Below are 19,762 nucleotides of genomic sequence, written 5' to 3' on the forward strand. Positions count from 1 at the left end.
CCGCCATCCCGTCTTTGTTCATCAGTTGTGTAGGCCGTTACACTCCTCCTTCGCAAAGGCGAACTGATGAAAAAAAGAAACAAATATAGTTTCAATCAATTCTGATCACCTATTTACCTGATTTCAAAAGAACTCAACCATGAAAGATACTCCTCTGCTTACCATCATCACGGTTGTGCGCAATGCCGTCAATGAGATAGAGGCGACGTTTCAGAGTATAGCGGCTCTCAAGAAACCTTGGGTAGAGTATGTGGTGCTGGATGGAGGGAGCACGGATGGCACACAAAATATAATCCGTAAGTATCAGCACATCATTGACTATTGGCACAGTCAAGCAGACGCCGGAATTTATGACGCGATGAATCAGGCGGCAGCACTGGCACGTGGAAACTATGTGCTCAACATCAATGCCGGAGATGAATTGCTTCACCTTCCCTATGAGGCGCTTTGCCAAGCTCGTGATTGTGGTACTGATTTACTTGCAGGGAGGGTGGTTACTGACACACGAGAGTGTCTATCCCCCAAATGGAAGGCAGCTTTGAAAGTCTACAATACACTCCCTCATCAAGGAGCATTTTATCGCCGATTGCTTCTGCTTACTTATCCCTATGACTTGTCATTTCGTGTGTTTGCAGATTACGATCTTAATCAAAGACTCTACAAAGTACAAATTAAAGTTGCCATCACCTCTGATGTTATTGCTTTTCATAGTATGCAAGGAATCTCCAACTCATCTTCAAATGCTGCTGAACTCTTCCACGTCATTGAGAAGAATTTCGGAACTTGGTATCGTTGGCGTGCATGGCTTCATTTCAAATGGATGGGAATTAAACACAAACTCTCATTATGAATCTTCTTATTCTTGTTGTCCTTTATCATGTTTCTCCCGAAGAGTCGGAAACGCTTTCCTCTTTGCAAAAGTCGATAGAGACACTAGGTAAAGGTCATCATCGCCTTCTGTTAAGGGACAATAGTGAGCATCCTTACTCGATAGATACTTTGGAACGGCTTAAAATGAGTCTTTCTCCCCTGAATGTGCATTATTGGCAGGATGGAGAAAACAAATCCTTATCTGCAATCTACAATATCGTTATTCGACAATATCTATCTGAACAACAACATCTGGTTCTTCTGGATCATGATAGCCACTTTGAGGAAGGATTTTGGAAGGCTTTGTTTGAAAGTCATCAAGCCCATCCTCATTGCTCCTTGTTCCTTCCGATTATTAAGCAAGGAAGCGATATTATCAGTCCGAGCTGGGTACATGGTTTTAAGGGAAGTTACTGGAAAAAAAAGCAATACGGTCTTGTCACGACACGCCATAGCACTGCTATCAATAGCGGTATGGTGATTTCAGGAAGCTACTTGAGAGGAGGTTTTGAAGGGTATGATGAAAACCTCCGTTTCTACAATACTGACAATTACTTTATGTGGAAGTATGGGCAGCAGCACACCCATTTTTGTGTCATCCGCTATACGCTTCAACACACCCTCAACTTCTATGACCCGGCAGAAACTTTTGATAAGAAAGCACGACGTTATCGAGAGATGCGCACTTCGGCAATCTACTTGGCAAGGCTCAAATCTTTTTGGTTAGCTTTGCTGATGTATCTTTACTATGATGTATTTTCAATCAAATGCGCAATACTTAACCGCGAAATACGTTTTATATTTCTCAGATAGCTTCTACTGACATGAACGTTGATACTTTTCTCCTCGTCCTTGCATTACACTGGGAATGGTATATATTGGCATTGTTTTTGTCGATAGCAGCGCTTGTGCCGGTCTATAAGGGCTTTACACTGACATGGTACGACCCACTACGATATAGTGTCGTTTTTGCTATGTTTGCCAATGCTGTTCCTTTGTTTCTTTACTTCACGCAGAATATGACGACAGAGCATTTTTGCTATTTCATATTGTCTGAAGGATTGTTTTGGTTAGGCATAGTGAGTTTGGGGAAGAAGCGTGCCACCTTCTCGCGGCACACGATTAAGTACTCTGACCGAATAGGTTTTTATGTATTTATCGTCATTGCCGCTCTCTATTTCCTGTTTACTCTGGTTACCTACGCCACCATTGGAATACCGATTTTGATGGATAGTAGTCGGTTGTCTGTTTATGCCGGCACGGGAGGTTTGGGAATTTTAGCGCGCTTCAATACAGGGTTTAGCATCTATACGATGTTTTATTCGTTCTATCTCTTGCATAAGCGTAAGTATCGTCCCTTGGCCTACATCGTGTTGGCTTGTTGTATTTTCTTCTTGATAGCAACAGCCTCTAAATTCGCTTTTCTAAATATCTTGTTTGCCTATTGGGGATTTAAGTTCTTCTATCTACAAGAACTGCCGCGTTCTGGGAAAACCTTAATCTACCTTCTCGTGGGCATCATAGCAGCGGTTGTTGTACTGTTAGTGCAAACTGCGGGACTGGGTGGAAATCTTCAGACGGCAGTTATAGGTCTTGCTGTGCGTTTTGCGGCTTTTGGAGATTGCTATTTCTATGCTTATCCTGACAATGTGCTGAGTGTCGTGGAAGTACAAAATTCTTGGGTGCAAATCTTTGCTGGCTTACTCAAGCCTTTGCGATTGATCGCTGATGAAGATGTCGCCTCAATTGGCAACCAGTTGGCTTGGTACGTGACTCCTTCGTCTGTAGGAGAAAATTTGGGGCCTAATGCACGTATTCCCATTTTGAGTTATATTGCCTTTGGATGGTGGGGATTATTGTTTTCTTACCTCTGCGGCTTGTTTTTGGCTTTCATGCTCTTTCGTTTGCCTCTTCTATTGCCTAAGGGCATCATCTCTGCAGCTTTCTTTACCTACCTTTACATCACCCTCAACTCAAGTATTACAGATTTTAGTTTGGGGATAAGTTACTGGTTTGACTTTGTTCTCAATTTTGGCTTTATTCTTGGCTTGATGTTCCTCTTCAGTCGTCAACTTACGCTCAATCACACATCGGCACAACCTTTATAATCTTTATCTCTCTCTATGAAAATAATCCTTGACAACCTCGTTTTTGCTTGGCAGAAGATGGGAGGTATCTCCATATTTTGGGAGAATATAATTCAGATGGTATTGCAACGTTTCGACCCTGAACAGGTGCGGATTTACGAATGGCCACGTGCTCGCACGAACTATGTACGTCGCAATTTGGTGATACCCCCTTCCGTGTTGTGCGTGCTCAATGAGTGTTTCTGGAAAGTGAAGCGTTATCTCAATTTGGATATTGAGACTCCATCTTCAGCTCCTTTTCTCTTTCACTCCTCCTACTATCGTGTTTGCACGCATCCTCGTGCCATCAACATTATTACCATCCACGATTTCACGTATGAGAAATATGTGACCGGTCTTAAGAGATGGGTACACCAGTATACAAAGCGCCGAGCACTTCTTAAGGCCGATGCTCTGGTTTGTGTGTCTGAAAGCACACGAAAAGATTTGTTGCATTATATGCCTGAGATCAATTCAGAAAAAGTCAGTGTAATTCATAATGGCGTTGCCGACACCTATCGTATTCTCAGCGAGGAGGAGATGGGCAGTATGGAACCACTTCCTCCACACTTCCTGCTTTTTGTGGGCAATCGTGCACCCTACAAGCAGTTTTCTTTTGCGGTACAAGTGGCAGAGCGTTTGAAACTTCCTTTGTTGGTGGTGGGAGCGCCTCTCTCAGCAGCAGAACTGTCTTCTGTAACTTCTGTCGAAGTCATACAACGCAAGTTTCCGAGTGATGCCGAGTTATGTTATTATTACAATCGTGCAACAGCCTTGCTGTATCCTTCTGAATATGAAGGATTCGGCATTCCTGTGATAGAAGCGCAACGTTGTGGCTGTCCTGTATTGGCGCAGGCCGTCTCCTCAATTCCTGAGGTGATAGGCACCAACTATCCCTTACTGCTTCGTACACTTCAACTTGACACAGCTTGCCAGCTTATTCAGCGCCTCATCGATGATACAACTTTTAGAGAGGATGTCTCTCGGCAAGGACTTGATAATAGTCTGCGTTTCTCTTGGAGTAAAATGCAAGAGGAGTATTTTCAGTTTTACACAAAAATGTGGGAGAAGCATTGCCTATGACCCTTTCCATCATCACCGCGACTTACAATAGTGCCGACACGCTTACGGATACGCTCGAAAGTGTTTTGGCACAAACTTTCACGGACTATGAACTGATTATAGTTGATGGACAGTCTACCGATGGGACATTAGAGATTATAGAACGTTATGCTCCTCGATTTGAGGGACGACTTCGTGTGGTGAGCGAGCCGGATCAAGGGATTTACGACGCGATGAACAAGGGCATTCGCATGTGCCGTGGAGAAGTGGTGGGACTTCTCAATAGTGACGACTTCTACACCAGTCCCCATGTGCTGGCCACCCTTGCGAAAACCATAGAGGATAGCCGAGTCGATGCTGTTTATGGCGATGTGCACTATGTCGCGCCCAATGATGTCAGCAAGATGGTGCGCTATTATAGTTCACGTCCTTTTCGTCCTTGGATGATGCGCTTAGGATTTATGCCGGCCCACCCCTCCTTCTATTGTCGGCGCGAAGTTTATCAACAATATGGACTCTTCGACATACAATATAAAGTGGCTGCTGATTTCGAACAATTGCTTCGTCTCATCTTCATCCATCGAATCACTACGGCCTACGTGCCGCTGGATTGTGTCACGATGCGTGTCGGGGGAGCTTCCTCCTCCGGCTTACAAAGCCATCGTCGCATTCTGTCCGATCATCTGCGGGCTTTTCGTCAGCACCACGTCTACACCAATGTCTTTCTACTCAGCCTACGCTATCTTTATAAAATGACAGAATGCCTGACTACGCGAAGCAAATCTGTCTTTCGCACGCGCCAACGGCTATAGTCCTCTTCTCTATTTCCTATGAACACCACCGACATTCTCTACCTATTGCTTACCTTTTCTGCAAGCCTGATGATCACCTTTGTGGCTATGCCTTGGCTGCTGCGTCTCTGCAGAGTACGTGGCCTTTATGATATGCCCAACGAGCGCAAGGTGCATCAAAACAAGATACCCCGACTGGGCGGCTTGTTGTTTGCTCCTGCCATGGTCGTTGGGATGGCGGTGAGTTACCTGCTGATGACGATTCTTGAACCCACAACCGAACTGCCAGTGTTCCGTCTTTCCACGATGATACTGATAGCCGGACTCTTTCTCATTTACCTCATTGGTATTCTCGATGACTTGTTGGGGCTGAAAGCTTCTTTCAAGTTTCTGGTGCAGTTTGCCGCTACGCTTTTCATGCCGCTGTGTGGGCTCTACATCGACAACTTCTATGGCTTCTGCGGTTTGTACGAGATCCCCCTTTGGGCGAGCTATCCCCTCACCGTATTTGTCTGTCTGCTCATTGTCAACTCCATCAACCTCATTGATGGCATTGACGGCTTATCTTCGGCGCTGTCTATGATTATGTTGGGCGTATTTGCTTTTGTCTTTGCGCAACTGGAAGTCCTGTCCTACACTCTTCTGGCGGTCGGACTGATAGGGGCAGTACTGGCGTTCTTCTATTTTAATATGTTCGGCAGTGTTGAGCGTGGGACCAAAACCTTTATGGGCGATACCGGCAGCTTGGTCTTGGGCTATGCCATTGCCTATTTGGCCATCAAATATGCGATGAACAATCCGGCCGTTTTGCCCTATCGTCCGCACGCACTGCTTTTCTCCTTCACCTTGGTGCTCGTGCCTTGCTTCGACTTGGTGCGTGTGGCTGTCGGACGCTTGTGGATAGGGAGCGGCATCTTCAGTCCCGACAAAAGCCACCTTCACCACCTCTGTCTGGCCGCAGGCTTCAGTATGCGCCATTCTTTGCTCCTCATCGTAGGACTGCAAGTTGCGCTCAACGTGCTGAATTGGTTCTTCTATACCCACCTCCAACTTTCAGCCCTGTCCATTGTCATCAGCGACATTCTCTGCTTCGCTTTCTTCATCTTTTGGTTAAAATGGAAGGCAAAGTTGTCATCTGCATCTTCATAATCTGTTCTCAACCACAAAAGGTTTAACATTTTGTCCAATTTACCTGCAAAATAATACGTTTCAAATTTTGAAACCCCATAAGATAGTCGTAATTTTGTAGGGCAAAAGGCGAAGAATTTGGCTTTCCGCCACGACCCATTCGCTGTTTGCACATCGACTCCCGAAACAATCTCATCCTTAAACAAAACAAAGTTATGGTTAATTACAAAGACCTCGGCCTTGTGAACACTCGCGAGATGTTCAAGCGTGCCGTAGACGGTGGCTATGCCATCCCCGCTTTCAACTTCAACAATATGGAGCAGCTCCAAGCCATCATCAAGGCCGCCGCTGCTCAGAAGAGTCCCGTCATCCTGCAAGTTTCCAAGGGTGCACGCGACTACGCTAACCAAACTCTCCTCCGCTACATGGCCGAAGGTGCTGTGCAGTATGCCAAGGAGCTCGGTTGTGCACATCCCGAAATCGTGCTTCACCTCGACCACGGCGACAGCTTCGAAACCTGCAAGAGCTGCATCGATATGGGCTTCAGTTCTGTGATGATTGATGCTTCTCACCTTCCCTTCGAAGAAAACATCGCCCTCACCAAGCAAGTGGTAGACTACGCTCACCAATTCGATGTGACCGTAGAAGCCGAACTCGGTGTGCTGGCTGGTGTGGAAGACGAAGTTTCTCACGAAGTTTCCCACTACACCAACCCCGACGAAGTGATTGAGTTTGCCGAAAAGACCGGCTGCGACTCTCTCGCCATCTCTATCGGTACCAGCCATGGTGCTTACAAGTTCACTCCCGAACAGTGCACCCGTGACCCGAAGACCGGCCGTCTCGTTCCTCCTCCCCTCGCTTTCGATGTGCTCGACGAAATCATGAAGCGCCTCCCCGGTTTCCCCATCGTGCTCCACGGTTCTTCGTCCGTACCTCAGGAAGAAGTAGACACCATCAACAAGTATGGTGGTAAGCTTCCCAACGCTGTGGGTATCCCCGAAGAGCAACTCCGCAAGGCTGCCGCCTCTGCCGTTTGCAAAATCAACATCGACTCCGACTCTCGCTTGGCCATGACTGCTGCCGTTCGCAAAGTCTTTGCTGAAAAGCCCGCTGAGTTCGACCCCCGCAAGTACCTCGGTCCCGCTCGCGACAACATGCAGAAGCAATACGAGCACAAGATTGTTGAAGTGCTCGGTTCCAACAACAAGTTGGCTCAACCCTAATTGAAGCCTTCTTTCATTTTGATTTGAAAAAGCCGCGTCAAAACAAATTGTTTTGGCGCGGTCTTTTTGTTTGATACAGAAGAAAATCGTTACGGCAGTTTGCGAAAATCGATGGGCTGAAAATCTAAGGGGATGTCATCGGCCACCCCCTCGTTGAGCGGTGTGGAGAAAATGTAGTGAATACCGTCGAGCATGTCGCGCCAAAACTTCCAGCGCGTGCCCCAAGGCAGAGAGAGAGCAAAGCGGGTGATGCGCAGCAACGCGCCAATGAGGCCGTGCATCATGTAGAGCACAGCTCCTTTGGAGCGCCGCACCCGCACATCGTCCGAAAAGTGAGCTCCTGTGGTTGGCCCGGAAGGAATGGAGCAGACGACCTGCGGCTCGTAGCAGATACGTGCGCCCAACCGATGGGCTTGATGGAGAAACACTTCCTCCTCCCCGCAAGAGAGATAGCCCGCACCGAGGCCGAAGCGAGGGTCGAAGGCGGGCAAAGGCGCATCGGTGCGCAGCGCCATTTCGCAACTGGAGAAGTAGCAGCCGGAGGGGCGATGGGCGTAGTCGAAAGGCGCTGAAGCGTAAGTCTTGATGGGCGTTCCGACACGGTCGACGGCTTGAAAACAAGCGATGTCCACCTCGGGGTGAGTGGAGAAATAATGTACGACCGCCTTCAACTGCCGTGGCGTGTAGCGTGCATCGTCATCGACGATGAGGGCCAACTCCGTGGTGCAGTGGCGCAAGGCGTTATTGCGATTGTAAGAAAGGCCGATGCCCGAAATCGGGAGCACGGTGATGTCCGTACGCTCTTTTAATATAGTGGGGACCATCTCCAAGAACTGCGCTGCGGTGAACTGAAACGACACGACATAGCACACGTCCGCCTGTTGTGGGAGCAAGAGGTCGGGTACGCCTTGTATGCGGTCGTTGATGGTGCAGATGAGGAGTGAAAGTTTGGCCGACATAAGTAGGAGAGGCGATAGGCCACCTGCCCAAGACGTGCTTGAGCAGGTAGAGATAAGAAACGGAGAGGGTTAGTTGACTTTGTAGTTGAGGGCGTCGTTGTTGTCTAAGAAGTGCATCAGTTCGCGGGTGATGTTGATGCGCGAGGTGTCGCTCGTCAAGGTAGCCGTTGCCTTCGTCTCGGGGTCGTGGATGTGGAAGTGGAGCGGCGTTTCACCTTCCGTGCTTTGCACCATTTCAATGATTTCCGTCACCAACATCTCGTCCAGCAGTTTCAAGTCGGCCGTGATGGTGAGGCTCTGTATGCGTGTGTCGACGAGATCGGAGAGCCATTCCACCTTGCTGATCTGTAGTTTCAATTCCTCCGGCCGCCACTTATTGGGGACAACGCGGGCGGTGACGAAGATGGAATTGCCGACCGCAAAGTAGCCCTTAAACTGTGCCCAATCATCGCCGAAGAGTGTGATTTCTCCCGCGCCTTTGAAGTCCTCGATGCTCACTTTACCATAGGCGTTGCCCTTCTGCGAAATGCGCTCGTTGGCCGCAGTGACCATACCGCCGAACGTCACGTCCTGATTGGCATAAGGTTCCAGGTCGTTGACATTGAGCATCGACAGCGTGCAAAGGTTGTTGAGGATGATGGCGTAGTTGTCGAGCGGATGCCCACTCAGGTAGATGCCTATCAAGTCACGCTCCTTGTTGAGGCGCTCGAGGTTGCTCCACGTTTCAAAGATGTGGGGAGGCTTAGGCTTGGAAATCTCTACCGTCTCCATGCCGCCGAAGAGGCTGTTGGTGTTCTCCTCGTGGTCCTGCTGGAAGTGTACACCGTAGGTCATGAGCACATCGAGGAACATCGTCCCACTGCTGTCGACCGCAAAGTACTGCTCGCGGCAGAGCTCCGTAAAACTGTCGAACGCACCGGCAATGATCAGCGCTTCGATGTTCTTGCGGTTGCAGGCGTTGAGGTTGACGCGCTCAAAGAAGTTGTAGACATCGGTGAAGCGTCCTCCTCTCTCGCGCTCGTCGATGATGGCTTGAACGGCGTTTTCGCCCACGCCTTTTATGGCGGCGAGTCCGAAACGGATGTCGCTCACACAGTTGACGGAAAACTTGAAGTAGCTCTCGTTGACATCGGGGCCGTAGCAATCTATCTTCATGTCCCGACACTCGTCGAGAAATTTGGTCAGATCGCCGATGTTGCCCAGCGAACAACTGAGCAGGCCGGCCATATATTGCGCCGGGAAGTTGGCCTTCAAGTAGGCCGTCTGATAGGCCACCCACGAGTAGCACGTGGCGTGACTCTTGTTGAAGGCATATTCGGCAAAGGCAGTCCAGTCGTTCCAAATCTTTTCCAGCACCTTCGGATCGTGGCCGTTGGCCTGCCCGCCGGACACAAACTTGGGATACATGTGGTCGAGCTTGTCGCGGAGCTTTTTACCCATGGCCTTGCGGAGGTTGTCGCTCTCGCCGCGGGTGAAGTTGGCAATCTCGCGCGAGAGAAGCATGACCTGCTCCTGATAGACGGTGATGCCGTAGGTCTCCTTCAAGTACTTCTCCATGCAGTCCAGGTCGTAGGTGATGGGCTCGCGGCCGTGTTTGCGATCGATGAACTGCGGGATGTAGGCCATCGGGCCCGGACGGAACAGGGCGTTCATGGCAATAAGGTCTTCGAAGACTGTGGGTTGGAGCGCCCGCAGGTGTTTCTGCATGCCTAAGGACTCAAACTGAAACGTACCGATGGTGCGCCCGTTGCTGTAGAGGTCGAAAGTGGCCGAGTCTTCGAGGTCGCAATAGTCCACGTTCACTTCGATGCCGAGCGAGGTGCGGATGTTCTCCACCGCCTCACGCAGGATGGTGAGGGTCTTCAGGCCGAGGAAGTCCATCTTGATGAGACCCGTCTCTTCAATCACCTTGCCTTCGTACTGGGTGCAACGGAGCTTTTCGCCCGTCTCCTTGTCGTCGGCCGTGGAGATAGGCACCCAGTCGGAGATGTCGTCGCGGCAGATGATGAAGCCGCAGGCGTGCACACCGGTGTTGCGGACATTGCCTTCGAGCATCTTGGCATAGCGCAGGGTGTCGCGCAGCACGGGATTGGGCGATGCCTCTGCCTCGCGCAGTTCGGGGATGGAGGCAATGGCGTTGGTGAGATTCATCTTCAGCGGCTTGCCGTTGAGTCCTTCGGGGAGCTTGTCGGGGATGAGTTTGCACAGGCGGTGGCTCTCGGCCAGCGGCAGTTGCTGCACCCGCGCCACGTCCTTGATGGCCGACTTGGTGGCCATCGTGCCGTAGGTGATGATGTGGGCCACCTTCTCCACGCCATACTTGTCCGTGACCCATTGCAGCACACGGCCGCGGCCATCGTCGTCGAAGTCTACGTCGATATCGGGCAGAGAGATGCGGTCGGGATTGAGGAAGCGCTCAAACAGGAGATTGTACTTGATGGGGTCGATGTCGGTGATGCGCAGACAGTAGGCCACCACGCTGCCGGCGGCCGAACCGCGTCCCGGACCGACGGACACGTTGAGTTGCTCGCGCGCTGTCTTGATGTAGTCCTGCACGATGAGGAAGTAGCCCGGGAAGCCCATCGTCTTCATGATGTGCAACTCAAAGTTGATGCGTTCGCGCGTCTCGTCGGAGAGCGGGTCGCCGTAGCGCCACTTGGCGCCTTCGTAGGAAATCTTGGCCAGATAGTCGGCTTCGAGCTTGATGCGATAGAGTTTGTCGTAGCCGCCGAGTTTTTTGATTTTGGCTTCGCCCTCTTCGCGGGAGAGCACCACGTTGCCGTTTTCGTCCTGTGTGAACTCGTCGTAGAGCATCTCTTCGGTGAAGCGGGCGCGATAGTCTTCTTCCGTGCCGAATTCCGCCGGGATGTCGAAGTTGGGCATGATGGGGGCGTGGTCGATGCTGTAAGTTTCGACCTTGTCCAAAATCTCCTGCGTGGTGCTGAGAGCTTCGGGCAGGTCGGCAAAGACTTCGTTCATCTCGGCCTGCGACTTGAACCACTCCTGCTTGGTGTAGAGGAGGCGGTTTTGGTCGCTGTAATAGTGGTTGGTGGCGAGGCAGATGAGGCGGTCGTGCGACTCGGCGTTTTCCTCGTTGAGGAAGTGGGAGTCGTTGGTGCAGATGTACTTCACCCCGCACTTTCCGGCCAGGTCGATGAGCACCTTGTTGACCTCCTGTTGCAGTTTGAAGGTCTCGCGGTTGGCGCGCTGGGCCGGGTCTTTCACCTCGTGACGTTGGAGTTCGAGATAGTAGTCTTCGCCAAACACGCGCTTGAACCACAGCACCGCTTCCTCGGCGGCTGCGAGGTCATCGTGCATAATCTTTTGCGGGATTTCGCCGCCCAGACAGGCCGAGCAGACGATGAGCCCTTCGTGAAACAGCTCCAAATCCTCCTTGTCGGTGCGCGGCCGATAGTAGTAGCCGTCCACCCAGGAGCGGCTCACGAGCTTGATGAGGTTGTGATAGCCCACCTCGTTTTTGGCCAACACAATCAAGTGCCAGCCACTCGCGTCCTCTTTGGTGTCTTTGAGTTCCTTCTTGCGTCGCGCACAGTACATCTCACAGCCTATCACGGGCTTGAAGTCGGCCGCGATGCGCTTTTGGGCAATCGTGGCTTCGCATTCGGCCACCAGTTCGTCGACACTCTTTCCGCCGTCCTTGTCGGGGTCGGGCGTGTAGGTGCCGTCGCGGAGAGCGTCGATTTTCTTTTGGGCTTGGGCAATGGCTTTTTTTGCCCCTCCTTTCACCTTGTTGGAGTAGTTGAAGAGGTCTTTGATGCCCATCATGTTGCCATGGTCGGTGAGGGCCACGCCGCGCATGCCGTCGGCAATGGCTTTGTCGATGATGCGGGTGACATCGGCTTGCCCGTCTAAGAGAGAGTAGTGGGAGTGAACGTGGAGGTGGACGTAGGGTATCATTGTGGGAAGATGTTTTTGAGGGGCTGAGGAAGGAGCAGTGGTGAAGGCAAAAAGACAAACTTTCGCTATGTGCCGGAAAAACTTATTTTCTCGGGAGACAAACTTCGCCGGAAGGCGCGCAATCTATAAACCAAACCTTGGTTTATATAATTCAAACCTTGGTTTATGTAATTCAAACTTTGGTTTATATAAACCAAACCTTGGTTTATAGTTTGTCTCTGAGGAAGTGCACTTTTTCTCCTTCTTCTCTCCTTCTCTCCGGGGAGGGAGAGAAGGTGGAGCGGAAGGAAGCACGGCCCGTGAAGAAGGCGCTGCAAAAGAAAAAGGCTGATGGGGAGAAGTGAGTGGGACAGCCGGCTACGGCTTTCCGACTAATTGAAGAAAGTCCAACTGATGCCGACGCGCAGTTCGGAAGGGTTGGTGGGGTAGTGGGGGGCGAGAAAGTAGCGACCGTTGCCCTGATTGAGATGAGTGTAGGCCACGTAGAAGCGCACGCCTTTGAGGGTGAAATTGACGTAGGCGTTGACCCAGGGATAGTTGCCCAGCTGGGTGCGATAGGTGGCGTCTTGGAGAGCAAACATACCCACCATCGGGCTGTAAGTGGGGGCGTAGTAGCGCGTGAAGTAGCGCACATCGGCACCCAGTTCGGTGGCCAAGACGCGGGCCACTTTGAACTTCAAGTAGAGGTTGGACCACGCCGTCAGGAGCGGGAGTGGGAGCGCCCGGTCGTTGGAACTCTTCTGGAGCGTCAGCTCGTTTTCCCAATTCAAAATGCCGAGGCGGAAGTTCTTGCCGAGGGTGGCGCTGATGAGTTGGATGTTGGTGGAGGTCTGCTGCACGTCCACGCCATACTTCATCGTGGCCTGAGTGGCGGGAGTGGCGCCGGCGGTCTGCGTCTCTTGCAGGAAGATGTGGTTTTGCACGGTTTCCAGTCCCACACCGAGGCGTGTGGATCCGTAGGAGAGTCGGCCTTCTGCACGGAAGCGGAACACCTTGTCCAAGTTCTTGTCCCACCAGGCGTTGCGGCTGTGGAAGTGCTCATAGTAGAACGCCGGATTTTCGTTTCGGACAAATCCGCGGGCTTCGAAACTCAGAGTGTCGCTACCCAGGCGGAAGTGGAGGCCGACGTTGCCCTCAAGATTAAATTCGCCCCAGTCGGTGCCCGTGGTGCGCATTTCGCCCAGCACGTTGTAGCGGAGGGTTTTGGCTTTTTCGCGCATGAGTTGTGCGCCGAGAGTGATGTAGTTGAAGGTCGTCGTTTCCTCCTTCTGCGCAGCGTTGGGAAGCGTGAAGCGCGCCAGTTCGTGCTTGGCAAAGAGGCGCATACCGGTCTTCACCCAGCGGCGGAAGCCCTCCTGCATTTCGAGGGCGATGGTGTTTTGCAAGGAGAGGCTGCGCGTCTTGTCGTTGGCCTTGTCGGCGGTGTAGAAGAAGTTTTGGAAGAACGCGTCTTGCTTCGTTTGGGAGGAAAAGATCCGATCGTTGTGCGCCAGGCGGAAGGTGTGGATGAGCGAGGCCACGGGCACAAAACGGCGTGTGAGGGTGGTGTCGGCCATGAAGGGCGCGGGAGCAGCGAGGGATTTTGCGAGTGTGTCGCCAGCAGTCGGCCGTACGGTCAATCCCGTGGGGCGCTGGGTTTGGTGCACCACCCGCCCCAAGGAGTCGACATATTCGTAGAAGCCCACTGAATAGCGGTGGGAGAGAAACCACTGCCACACGTTGAGCGTGTTGCGCACACCTTCCAAGCGGACGGGGATGTCGCTCGACTGGTAGCGGGTGGGGTAGGCTTCGGGATTGACAATGTAGCTGTCGTCTTCCAGTCCACCGTTTTCCACCGTTTTGAGGTGGTTACTGTTGAAGAAAGCGTGCATCTGATATTGGTCGCCGCGATAGCTGCCGTAGAGCGTGCCGCCGAAAGCCGAGTTGGGCTGGTTCTTGTAGTTGCCGCGCCCGTAGGCATAGTCGATGACGAAGCCCACTCCGGCACGTTTGTTGAGGTTGGTGGCAAAGTCGGCCGTGAAGCGGTCGTCGCCCGTTTGCTTGCCGCCGGCAGAGTGGTAGGTCAGATGGGCAATGGGCGATTTGGTGTTGGTGAACACCATTCGGTCTGTGGGGCGGAGATAGTAAGAGTAAGGCTGGGTAAAGATGAACTGCGAGCCCATCATATAATCTTGTGCCCCCGAATAGATGCGCGAGATGCGCGGCGAGCCTTGCGTGCCGAGGAAGTTGTAAGTGCCGTGGACGCCTTCGGTGAAGTTGCTGTTCTGAAAGAGGTGGGAGAGGGTGTCGGGTTCGGCCGGTCGGACACTGCCGAAGCGCTCGTCGATGGTCCAGACGGTCAGCCCCTTGGGGATGGAGTTGGGGTCGATGCTGTCTTTGTCGGTTTTGAAAGCATTGCGCTGCGTGCCACGACTACTGCCGAGCGCGTCGCGTCCCAACAGCCGCGGTGTCTGAGCAGGGGCACTAACAATAAAAAGCATCGCACAGGCGATGCTCATAAGAAGAGGAAGATGGCGCATGTTCATGGGTTATTGGGAAAAGTCGGAAAGAGCTTTGACTATCTTTTGTTCGGTGGCCGCACTGACGGGCACGAGCGGCAGGCGCAGGATGTTGGCCAAGTCTTCGCGGTGAGCCAGCATGCACTTCACACCGGCAGGATTGCCCTCGGCAAAAGCCAAGCGGAAGATGTCATAGAATTGGCGGTGTGTGTAGAGGGCGTCTTCAAGATTTTCTTGCTGCATACTCTTGATTAAAGTCGACATCTCGGTGGGAAAAGCGTTGGCCACCACCGAAATCACGCCTTGCGCGCCCAGACCCATCAGTTCGAAGGTGATGGAGTCATCGCCGCTGAGCACATCGAACCCTAAGGGAGCACCGGCCAGAATTTCTTCTATCTGGGCGATGCGTCCGCTGGCTTCTTTGATGGCCACGATGTTTTCAAAGTCGTCGGCCAAGCGCAGAGTGGTGGCTGCTTCGAGGTTCACCCCCGTGCGTCCCGGCACGTTGTAGAGCATCACGGGCACGGGCGAGGATTTGGCCACCGCGGCATAGTGGCGGTAGAGTCCTTCCTGCGTAGGCTTATTATAATAAGGCGTCACGATGAGCACCCCGTCAATGCCTTCGAAGTCGTTGTTTTCCAAGAAGGCGCACACCGCTCCCGTGTTGTTGCCGCCGCATCCCAATAGGAGCGGCACACGGCCCGCCACGGTCTCGATGAAGAGTTCGGTGATGCGCTCTTTTTCGCTATCGGTCAGCGTAGGCGTTTCGGCCGTCGTGCCGAGGGCGCAAAGGAAGTCCACGCCTCCATCAATAAGGCGGTTGATGTGCTCGCGCAGGCCGTAGAGGTCCACTTCCCCCTCTGGAGTGAAAGGGGTAATGACAGCCACTCCCGTACCGCGAAAAATATTGGTTCTCATGTCGTTCTTGAATTTGTGCTACAAAATTACGGCAGTTTTTTCTAAGCACAAAATTTTCGTTCCACTATTTGCAGAAATGTACTTTGTGGTCTGTTCTGCTGTTCGCAGTAGTTTGGCCGAGAGGGTGTTTGCGTGCTGTATTCAAGCCTTTTTAATAGAAATTTGAGGCACGTTTGCCCGAAAAACGCTACCTTTGCAAGCAAAATCAACGAAAAGAACCCTCTCCGCTATGACACAAAATGTCGACATTCGTGCCCTCACTGCACGCATTGAGGCCCAATCGGGCTTCGTGACTTTGCTCACCGACGGCATGGCACGCACCATCGTCGGACAACAACACCTCACCGAAGCGCTCCTCATCGGGCTGCTTTCCGATGGGCACATCCTGCTGGAAGGTGTGCCGGGATTGGCCAAGACACTGGCCATCCGCACCCTCGCTTCGCTCATTGATGCTTCCTTCGGCCGCATCCAGTTCACCCCCGACCTTCTGCCGGCCGACGTGGTGGGGACGATGGTCTACAGCCGCAAAGACGATGCGTTCAGTGTGCGCCGCGGCCCCATCTTTGCCAACTTTGTGCTGGCCGACGAAATCAACCGTGCTCCGGCCAAGGTGCAGAGTGCGTTGCTCCAAGCTATGCAGGAGCGCGAGGTGACTATCGGAGACGAAACGATGGCGCTGCCCAACCCTTTCCTCGTCTTGGCCACGCAAAACCCCATTGAGCAGGAAGGCACCTACACCCTGCCCGAAGCTCAGACCGACCGCTTCATGCTGAAAGTGGTGGTCGAGTATCCCACGATCGACGAAGAAAAGCGCATCGTCCGTGCCTCGATGGGCGGCAACATTTCCGACCGTCCCGTGCAGCCGGTGGTCGATGTCGCCACCATTGTCCAGGCTCGTGAATTGGTGAAGGAGGTCTACGTGGATGAACGTATCGAACAATATGTGGCGGACCTCGTTTTTGCCACGCGCTACCCCGAACGCTACAAGCTCGACCACCTGCGTCCCTACATCGCCTTTGGAGGTTCGCCCCGTGCCACCATCAGTTTGGCGCTGGCCGCACGTAGTTTGGCCTTTATTCGCCGCCGCGGCTATGTAGTGCCCGATGATGTGCGGAGCGTGGCCTACGATGTCCTGCGCCACCGCATCGGCCTCACCTACGAAGCCGAAGCTGCCGAGATGACAGCTGAAAAACTGATTGGCGAAATCCTTTCTAAAATCGAAGTTCCCTAAGGCCATCCACCATGGACGAGCAAATCCGACAACTCATGCAGCGCGTGCGGCGCATAGAAATCAAAACGCACGCCCTCTCCAACAACGTTTTTGCAGGCGAGTACCACTCCGCCTTCAAAGGGCGCGGCATGTCCTTTTCGGAGGTGCGTGAGTATCAGGAGGGCGACGATGTACGCGACATCGATTGGAACGTGTCGGCTCGTTTCGACCGCACCTATGTGAAGGTGTTTGAGGAAGAACGCGAACTGACGGCTATGCTGCTCATCGATGTGTCCGGCTCGCTCGACTTCGGGACGCAGGGGCAGACACAGCGCCAACTCCTCACCGAAATTGCTGCCACCTTGGCTTTCTCCGCCATTCGCAACAACGACAAAATCGGGGTGCTCTTCTTCTCCGACCGTGTGGAGAAGTTCATCCCACCGGCCAAAGGAAAGGCACACATCCTGCGCATCATCCGAGAACTCCTCACCTTGCGCCCCATGGGGAAGCGCACCAACATCGGTGTGGGCTTGGAATACTTCATGCGCGTCGTTCGCAAACGCTGCGTGGCCTTTTTGCTTTCCGACTTCCTTGATGCCCACGACTACCACCGCCAACTGGCCATGGCCCGCCGTCGTCATGACGTGGTGGCGGTGCAGGTGTACGACCAGCGCATGGCTGAGTTGCCCAACGTGGGACTGATGAAGCTCGAAGATGCCGAGACCGGACATCTGCAATATGTCGACACCGCGTCGCGCCGAGTGCGGCAGGCGCATGCCGATTGGTGGCAACAGCACTGCACCCGGCTGGACGACCGCTTTAATCGCACTCGGGTGGACCACACGCGCATCGCCACCGGCAGCGACTATGTGAAAGGACTGAAAGGGCTCTTCGCCCGCCGCACCGCTGCCCGATAACTCCCTCTCTTATTTTTCCTTATTCTTATGCCTCAGCGCTCCCTTCTTTCTTTTCTCTTCCTGTTTCTTGTGCTGTACCTCTCGCCGGAGGTGCGGGCGCAGTCTGTTGTGGTCGAAACCCAGTTGGACAGCACCGCTATCCTTGTGGGAGAGCAGGTTCGATTGCGAGCCCGGGTCTCGTGCGATGCTCATGCCAAAGTTGCATTTCCGCAGTTTGCTGAAGGACAACTCACGCCGGGAGTGGAAGTGCTCAGCGTCTCGCCCATCGACACCACGTGGCTCAACGACAAGAAGCGCTGCGAACTAACGTGCTCCTACCTACTCACCTCCTTCGACAGCGCGCTCTACCAACTAAACCTCACGGTTGAGGTGAACGGCAAGCCCTATCAAAGTCGAAACACTCTCGGACTGAAAGTGAGCAATGTGGCGGTCGATGAGCAACATCCCGACCAATTGCGTCCGGCCCATCCGCCCACGGAAGCCATCTTCGTTTGGCGCCCGGCCTTGTTACTGTGGTGCGCCCTGCTCTGGATGCTGATGGCAGCCGCCGCGCTGTTGGCGTTGCGCCTCTCGCGCAAGCAACCCATCACGCGACGCATCAAGGTGAAGCCGCCCACACCGCCTCACGTCGTGGCCATCGAAGCTATCCGCTCCTTGCGGCAGGAGCAAGAGAGTGGGGGAGAGGAGGAAACTCAGAAGCTGCACATCATGCGCCTGACCGATGTTCTGCGCACCTACATCAACGACCGCTTCGGTTTCAACGCGCGTGAAATGACCACGGCCGAAATCCTCGACGCCCTTCGTTCGCACGGCGATGCGCAAGCCCTCGATGAATTGCGCGAAGTGCTTTCCACGGCCGACTTGATAAAATTTGCCCGCCATCGTGCCACGCTTATAGAGAGCGACCGCATGCTTCTGCAAGCCACCGACTATGTGCAAACCACCCGGCACATCGACCCGGAAGCCGAGAAACCCAAAGAACAAATCGTTGTCTTGGGCGATGTGGCACAACAGCGTGTGCGTCGTTTCTTCAAAGTGACAGCCATCGTTTGCCTGGTCAGTGGCGAAGCTCTCTTCTTCTACATCGCCTATCTGCTTTGGCTCAATTTCTTTTAGACCTTGCTCTCTCCCATGACTTTTGCTCATCCTGCTTATTTCCTCCTTTTATTGCTCATCGTTCCGCTCGTTGTGGCCTACGTCCTTTGGCGTGGTCGTCACGAACCGGCGTTGCGCGTGGCCTCGACCGAGTCGTTGCGCCGTCTTCCGCTCACACCGCGCACCGCTTTGGTGCACCTGCCCTTCGTGTTGCGGCTGTTGGTGCTGGTGTTGGTGGTCGTGATTTTGGCACGTCCGCAGACCACCACGCCGCAAAGCCAGCGTGAGGTGGAAGGCATCGACATCATGATTGCGATGGACATCTCGGTGAGTATGCTCACGCAGGACCTCGAACCGAACCGCATTGAGGCCGCCAAGCAAGTGGCCTACGAATTCATCTCCGGTCGTGAGAACGACAATATCGGCCTCACCCTCTTCGGCGGTGAAGCCTTCACGCAATGTCCCATGACCACCGACCACGCTGCCCTGCTCTCCATGTTCCGCAATGTCAGTTGCGACCTGCAAAGTTCGGGCGTGATTGCCGAGGGCACGGCCATCGGTATGGGCTTGACCAACGCTGTGAGCCGCCTCGCCACGAGCAAAGCCCCCTCCAAAGTGGTCATCCTCATCACCGACGGCGCCAACAACACCGGCGACGTCTCGCCCCTCACCGCTGCCGAGATTGCCAAACAAAAAGGCGTGCGGGTCTATACCATCGCTGTGGGACGTCAAGGCATCGTGCGCCAACCCGTGGGCATCCTCCCCAACGGCGAATACTACTACGCCAACGTCAAGAGCGACATGGACCCCAATACCCTCCGCACCATCGCACGCACCACCGGCGGCCTCTACTATTCGGCAGAATCGAAAAGCAAGCTCCGTGAAATCTACAACGACATCGACCAACTCGAGCGCACCAAACTCAAAGTGCATCACTACAAGCGCCACTACGAAGCCTACCTGCCTTTCGCCTGGGCGGCCGTGGTGCTTCTGCTGCTTGAAATCCTCCTTCGTCTCACCTGGCTGCGCCGCATCCCCTGACCCTGT

Annotated in this window: 15 protein-coding genes; 11 read left to right on the top strand and 4 right to left on the bottom strand. The window is 53.3% G+C overall.

Annotation, left to right across the window (positions count from 1 at the left end):
• Positions 1 to 139 precede the first annotated feature (139 nt).
• The 7 genes from H8527_RS04690 to H8527_RS04720 all read left to right on the top strand — a co-directional run bounded on the left by H8527_RS04690 (position 140) and on the right by H8527_RS04720 (position 7,200).
• Positions 140 to 850, top strand: coding sequence for a glycosyltransferase (locus tag H8527_RS04690; protein WP_187546045.1), 711 nt, complete (start codon positions 140 to 142; stop codon positions 848 to 850).
• Positions 847 to 1,683, top strand: a complete 837-nt coding sequence (locus tag H8527_RS04695) for a glycosyltransferase (protein ID WP_187546046.1) — start codon at positions 847 to 849, stop codon at positions 1,681 to 1,683. Before H8527_RS04690 ends, H8527_RS04695 begins: the two co-directional genes overlap by 4 nt.
• Before the next feature lie 11 nt (positions 1,684 to 1,694).
• Positions 1,695 to 2,978, top strand: a complete 1,284-nt coding sequence (locus H8527_RS04700; RefSeq protein ID WP_187546048.1) for a hypothetical protein — start codon at positions 1,695 to 1,697, stop codon at positions 2,976 to 2,978.
• Between the two features lie 15 nt (positions 2,979 to 2,993).
• Positions 2,994 to 4,079, top strand: coding sequence for a glycosyltransferase family 1 protein (locus tag H8527_RS04705; RefSeq protein WP_187546050.1), 1,086 nt, complete (start codon positions 2,994 to 2,996; stop codon positions 4,077 to 4,079).
• Complete coding sequence (locus tag H8527_RS04710; RefSeq protein ID WP_187546051.1) at positions 4,076 to 4,870, top strand: glycosyltransferase family 2 protein; 795 nt, start codon at positions 4,076 to 4,078, stop codon at positions 4,868 to 4,870. The genes H8527_RS04705 and H8527_RS04710 overlap by 4 nt, the downstream gene beginning before the upstream one ends.
• 18 nt (positions 4,871 to 4,888) lie before the next feature.
• Positions 4,889 to 5,998, top strand: a complete 1,110-nt coding sequence (locus tag H8527_RS04715; protein ID WP_187546053.1) for an MraY family glycosyltransferase — start codon at positions 4,889 to 4,891, stop codon at positions 5,996 to 5,998.
• Positions 5,999 to 6,192: 194 nt separating this feature from the next.
• The gene (locus H8527_RS04720) at positions 6,193 to 7,200 is read left to right on the top strand and encodes a class II fructose-bisphosphate aldolase (protein WP_187546055.1); all 1,008 of its coding nucleotides are present in this window, start codon (positions 6,193 to 6,195) and stop codon (positions 7,198 to 7,200) included.
• A gap of 89 nt (positions 7,201 to 7,289) precedes the next feature.
• Here H8527_RS04720 and H8527_RS04725 read toward each other — a convergent pair whose 3' ends face one another.
• From H8527_RS04725 to dapA, 4 genes are all read right to left on the bottom strand, one after another.
• Positions 7,290 to 8,159, bottom strand: a complete 870-nt coding sequence (locus H8527_RS04725; protein WP_187546057.1) for a glycosyltransferase family 2 protein — start codon at positions 8,157 to 8,159, stop codon at positions 7,290 to 7,292.
• A gap of 69 nt (positions 8,160 to 8,228) precedes the next feature.
• The gene (gene dnaE / locus H8527_RS04730; RefSeq protein ID WP_187546060.1) at positions 8,229 to 12,077 is read right to left on the bottom strand and encodes a DNA polymerase III subunit alpha; all 3,849 of its coding nucleotides are present in this window, start codon (positions 12,075 to 12,077) and stop codon (positions 8,229 to 8,231) included.
• 371 nt (positions 12,078 to 12,448) lie between these two features.
• Entirely contained in the window at positions 12,449 to 14,602 is a 2,154-nt protein-coding gene (locus H8527_RS04735; RefSeq protein WP_187546062.1) for a putative porin, read from the bottom strand.
• Between the two features lie 3 nt (positions 14,603 to 14,605).
• On the bottom strand, positions 14,606 to 15,493 hold the full coding sequence (dapA, locus tag H8527_RS04740; RefSeq protein WP_187546064.1) for a 4-hydroxy-tetrahydrodipicolinate synthase: 888 nt from the start codon (positions 15,491 to 15,493) through the stop codon (positions 14,606 to 14,608).
• A 229-nt stretch (positions 15,494 to 15,722) separates the two neighbouring features.
• Between dapA and H8527_RS04745 the strand changes: the two genes are divergently transcribed.
• Genes H8527_RS04745 through H8527_RS04760 form a run of 4 tightly spaced genes read left to right on the top strand, consistent with a single transcriptional unit; the run spans position 15,723 to position 19,756 of the window.
• The gene (locus H8527_RS04745; protein WP_187546066.1) at positions 15,723 to 16,724 is read left to right on the top strand and encodes a MoxR family ATPase; all 1,002 of its coding nucleotides are present in this window, start codon (positions 15,723 to 15,725) and stop codon (positions 16,722 to 16,724) included.
• 11 nt (positions 16,725 to 16,735) lie between these two features.
• On the top strand, positions 16,736 to 17,620 hold the full coding sequence (locus H8527_RS04750; protein WP_187546067.1) for a DUF58 domain-containing protein: 885 nt from the start codon (positions 16,736 to 16,738) through the stop codon (positions 17,618 to 17,620).
• A 27-nt stretch (positions 17,621 to 17,647) separates the two neighbouring features.
• Complete coding sequence (locus H8527_RS04755; protein WP_187546069.1) at positions 17,648 to 18,736, top strand: hypothetical protein; 1,089 nt, start codon at positions 17,648 to 17,650, stop codon at positions 18,734 to 18,736.
• A 15-nt stretch (positions 18,737 to 18,751) separates the two neighbouring features.
• Positions 18,752 to 19,756, top strand: coding sequence for a VWA domain-containing protein (locus tag H8527_RS04760; RefSeq protein WP_187546071.1), 1,005 nt, complete (start codon positions 18,752 to 18,754; stop codon positions 19,754 to 19,756).
• Positions 19,757 to 19,762 lie beyond the last annotated feature (6 nt).

The sequence above is a fragment of the Alloprevotella sp. Lung230 genome, assembly GCF_014385435.1.
Lineage (GTDB): Bacteria > Bacteroidota > Bacteroidia > Bacteroidales > Bacteroidaceae > Alloprevotella.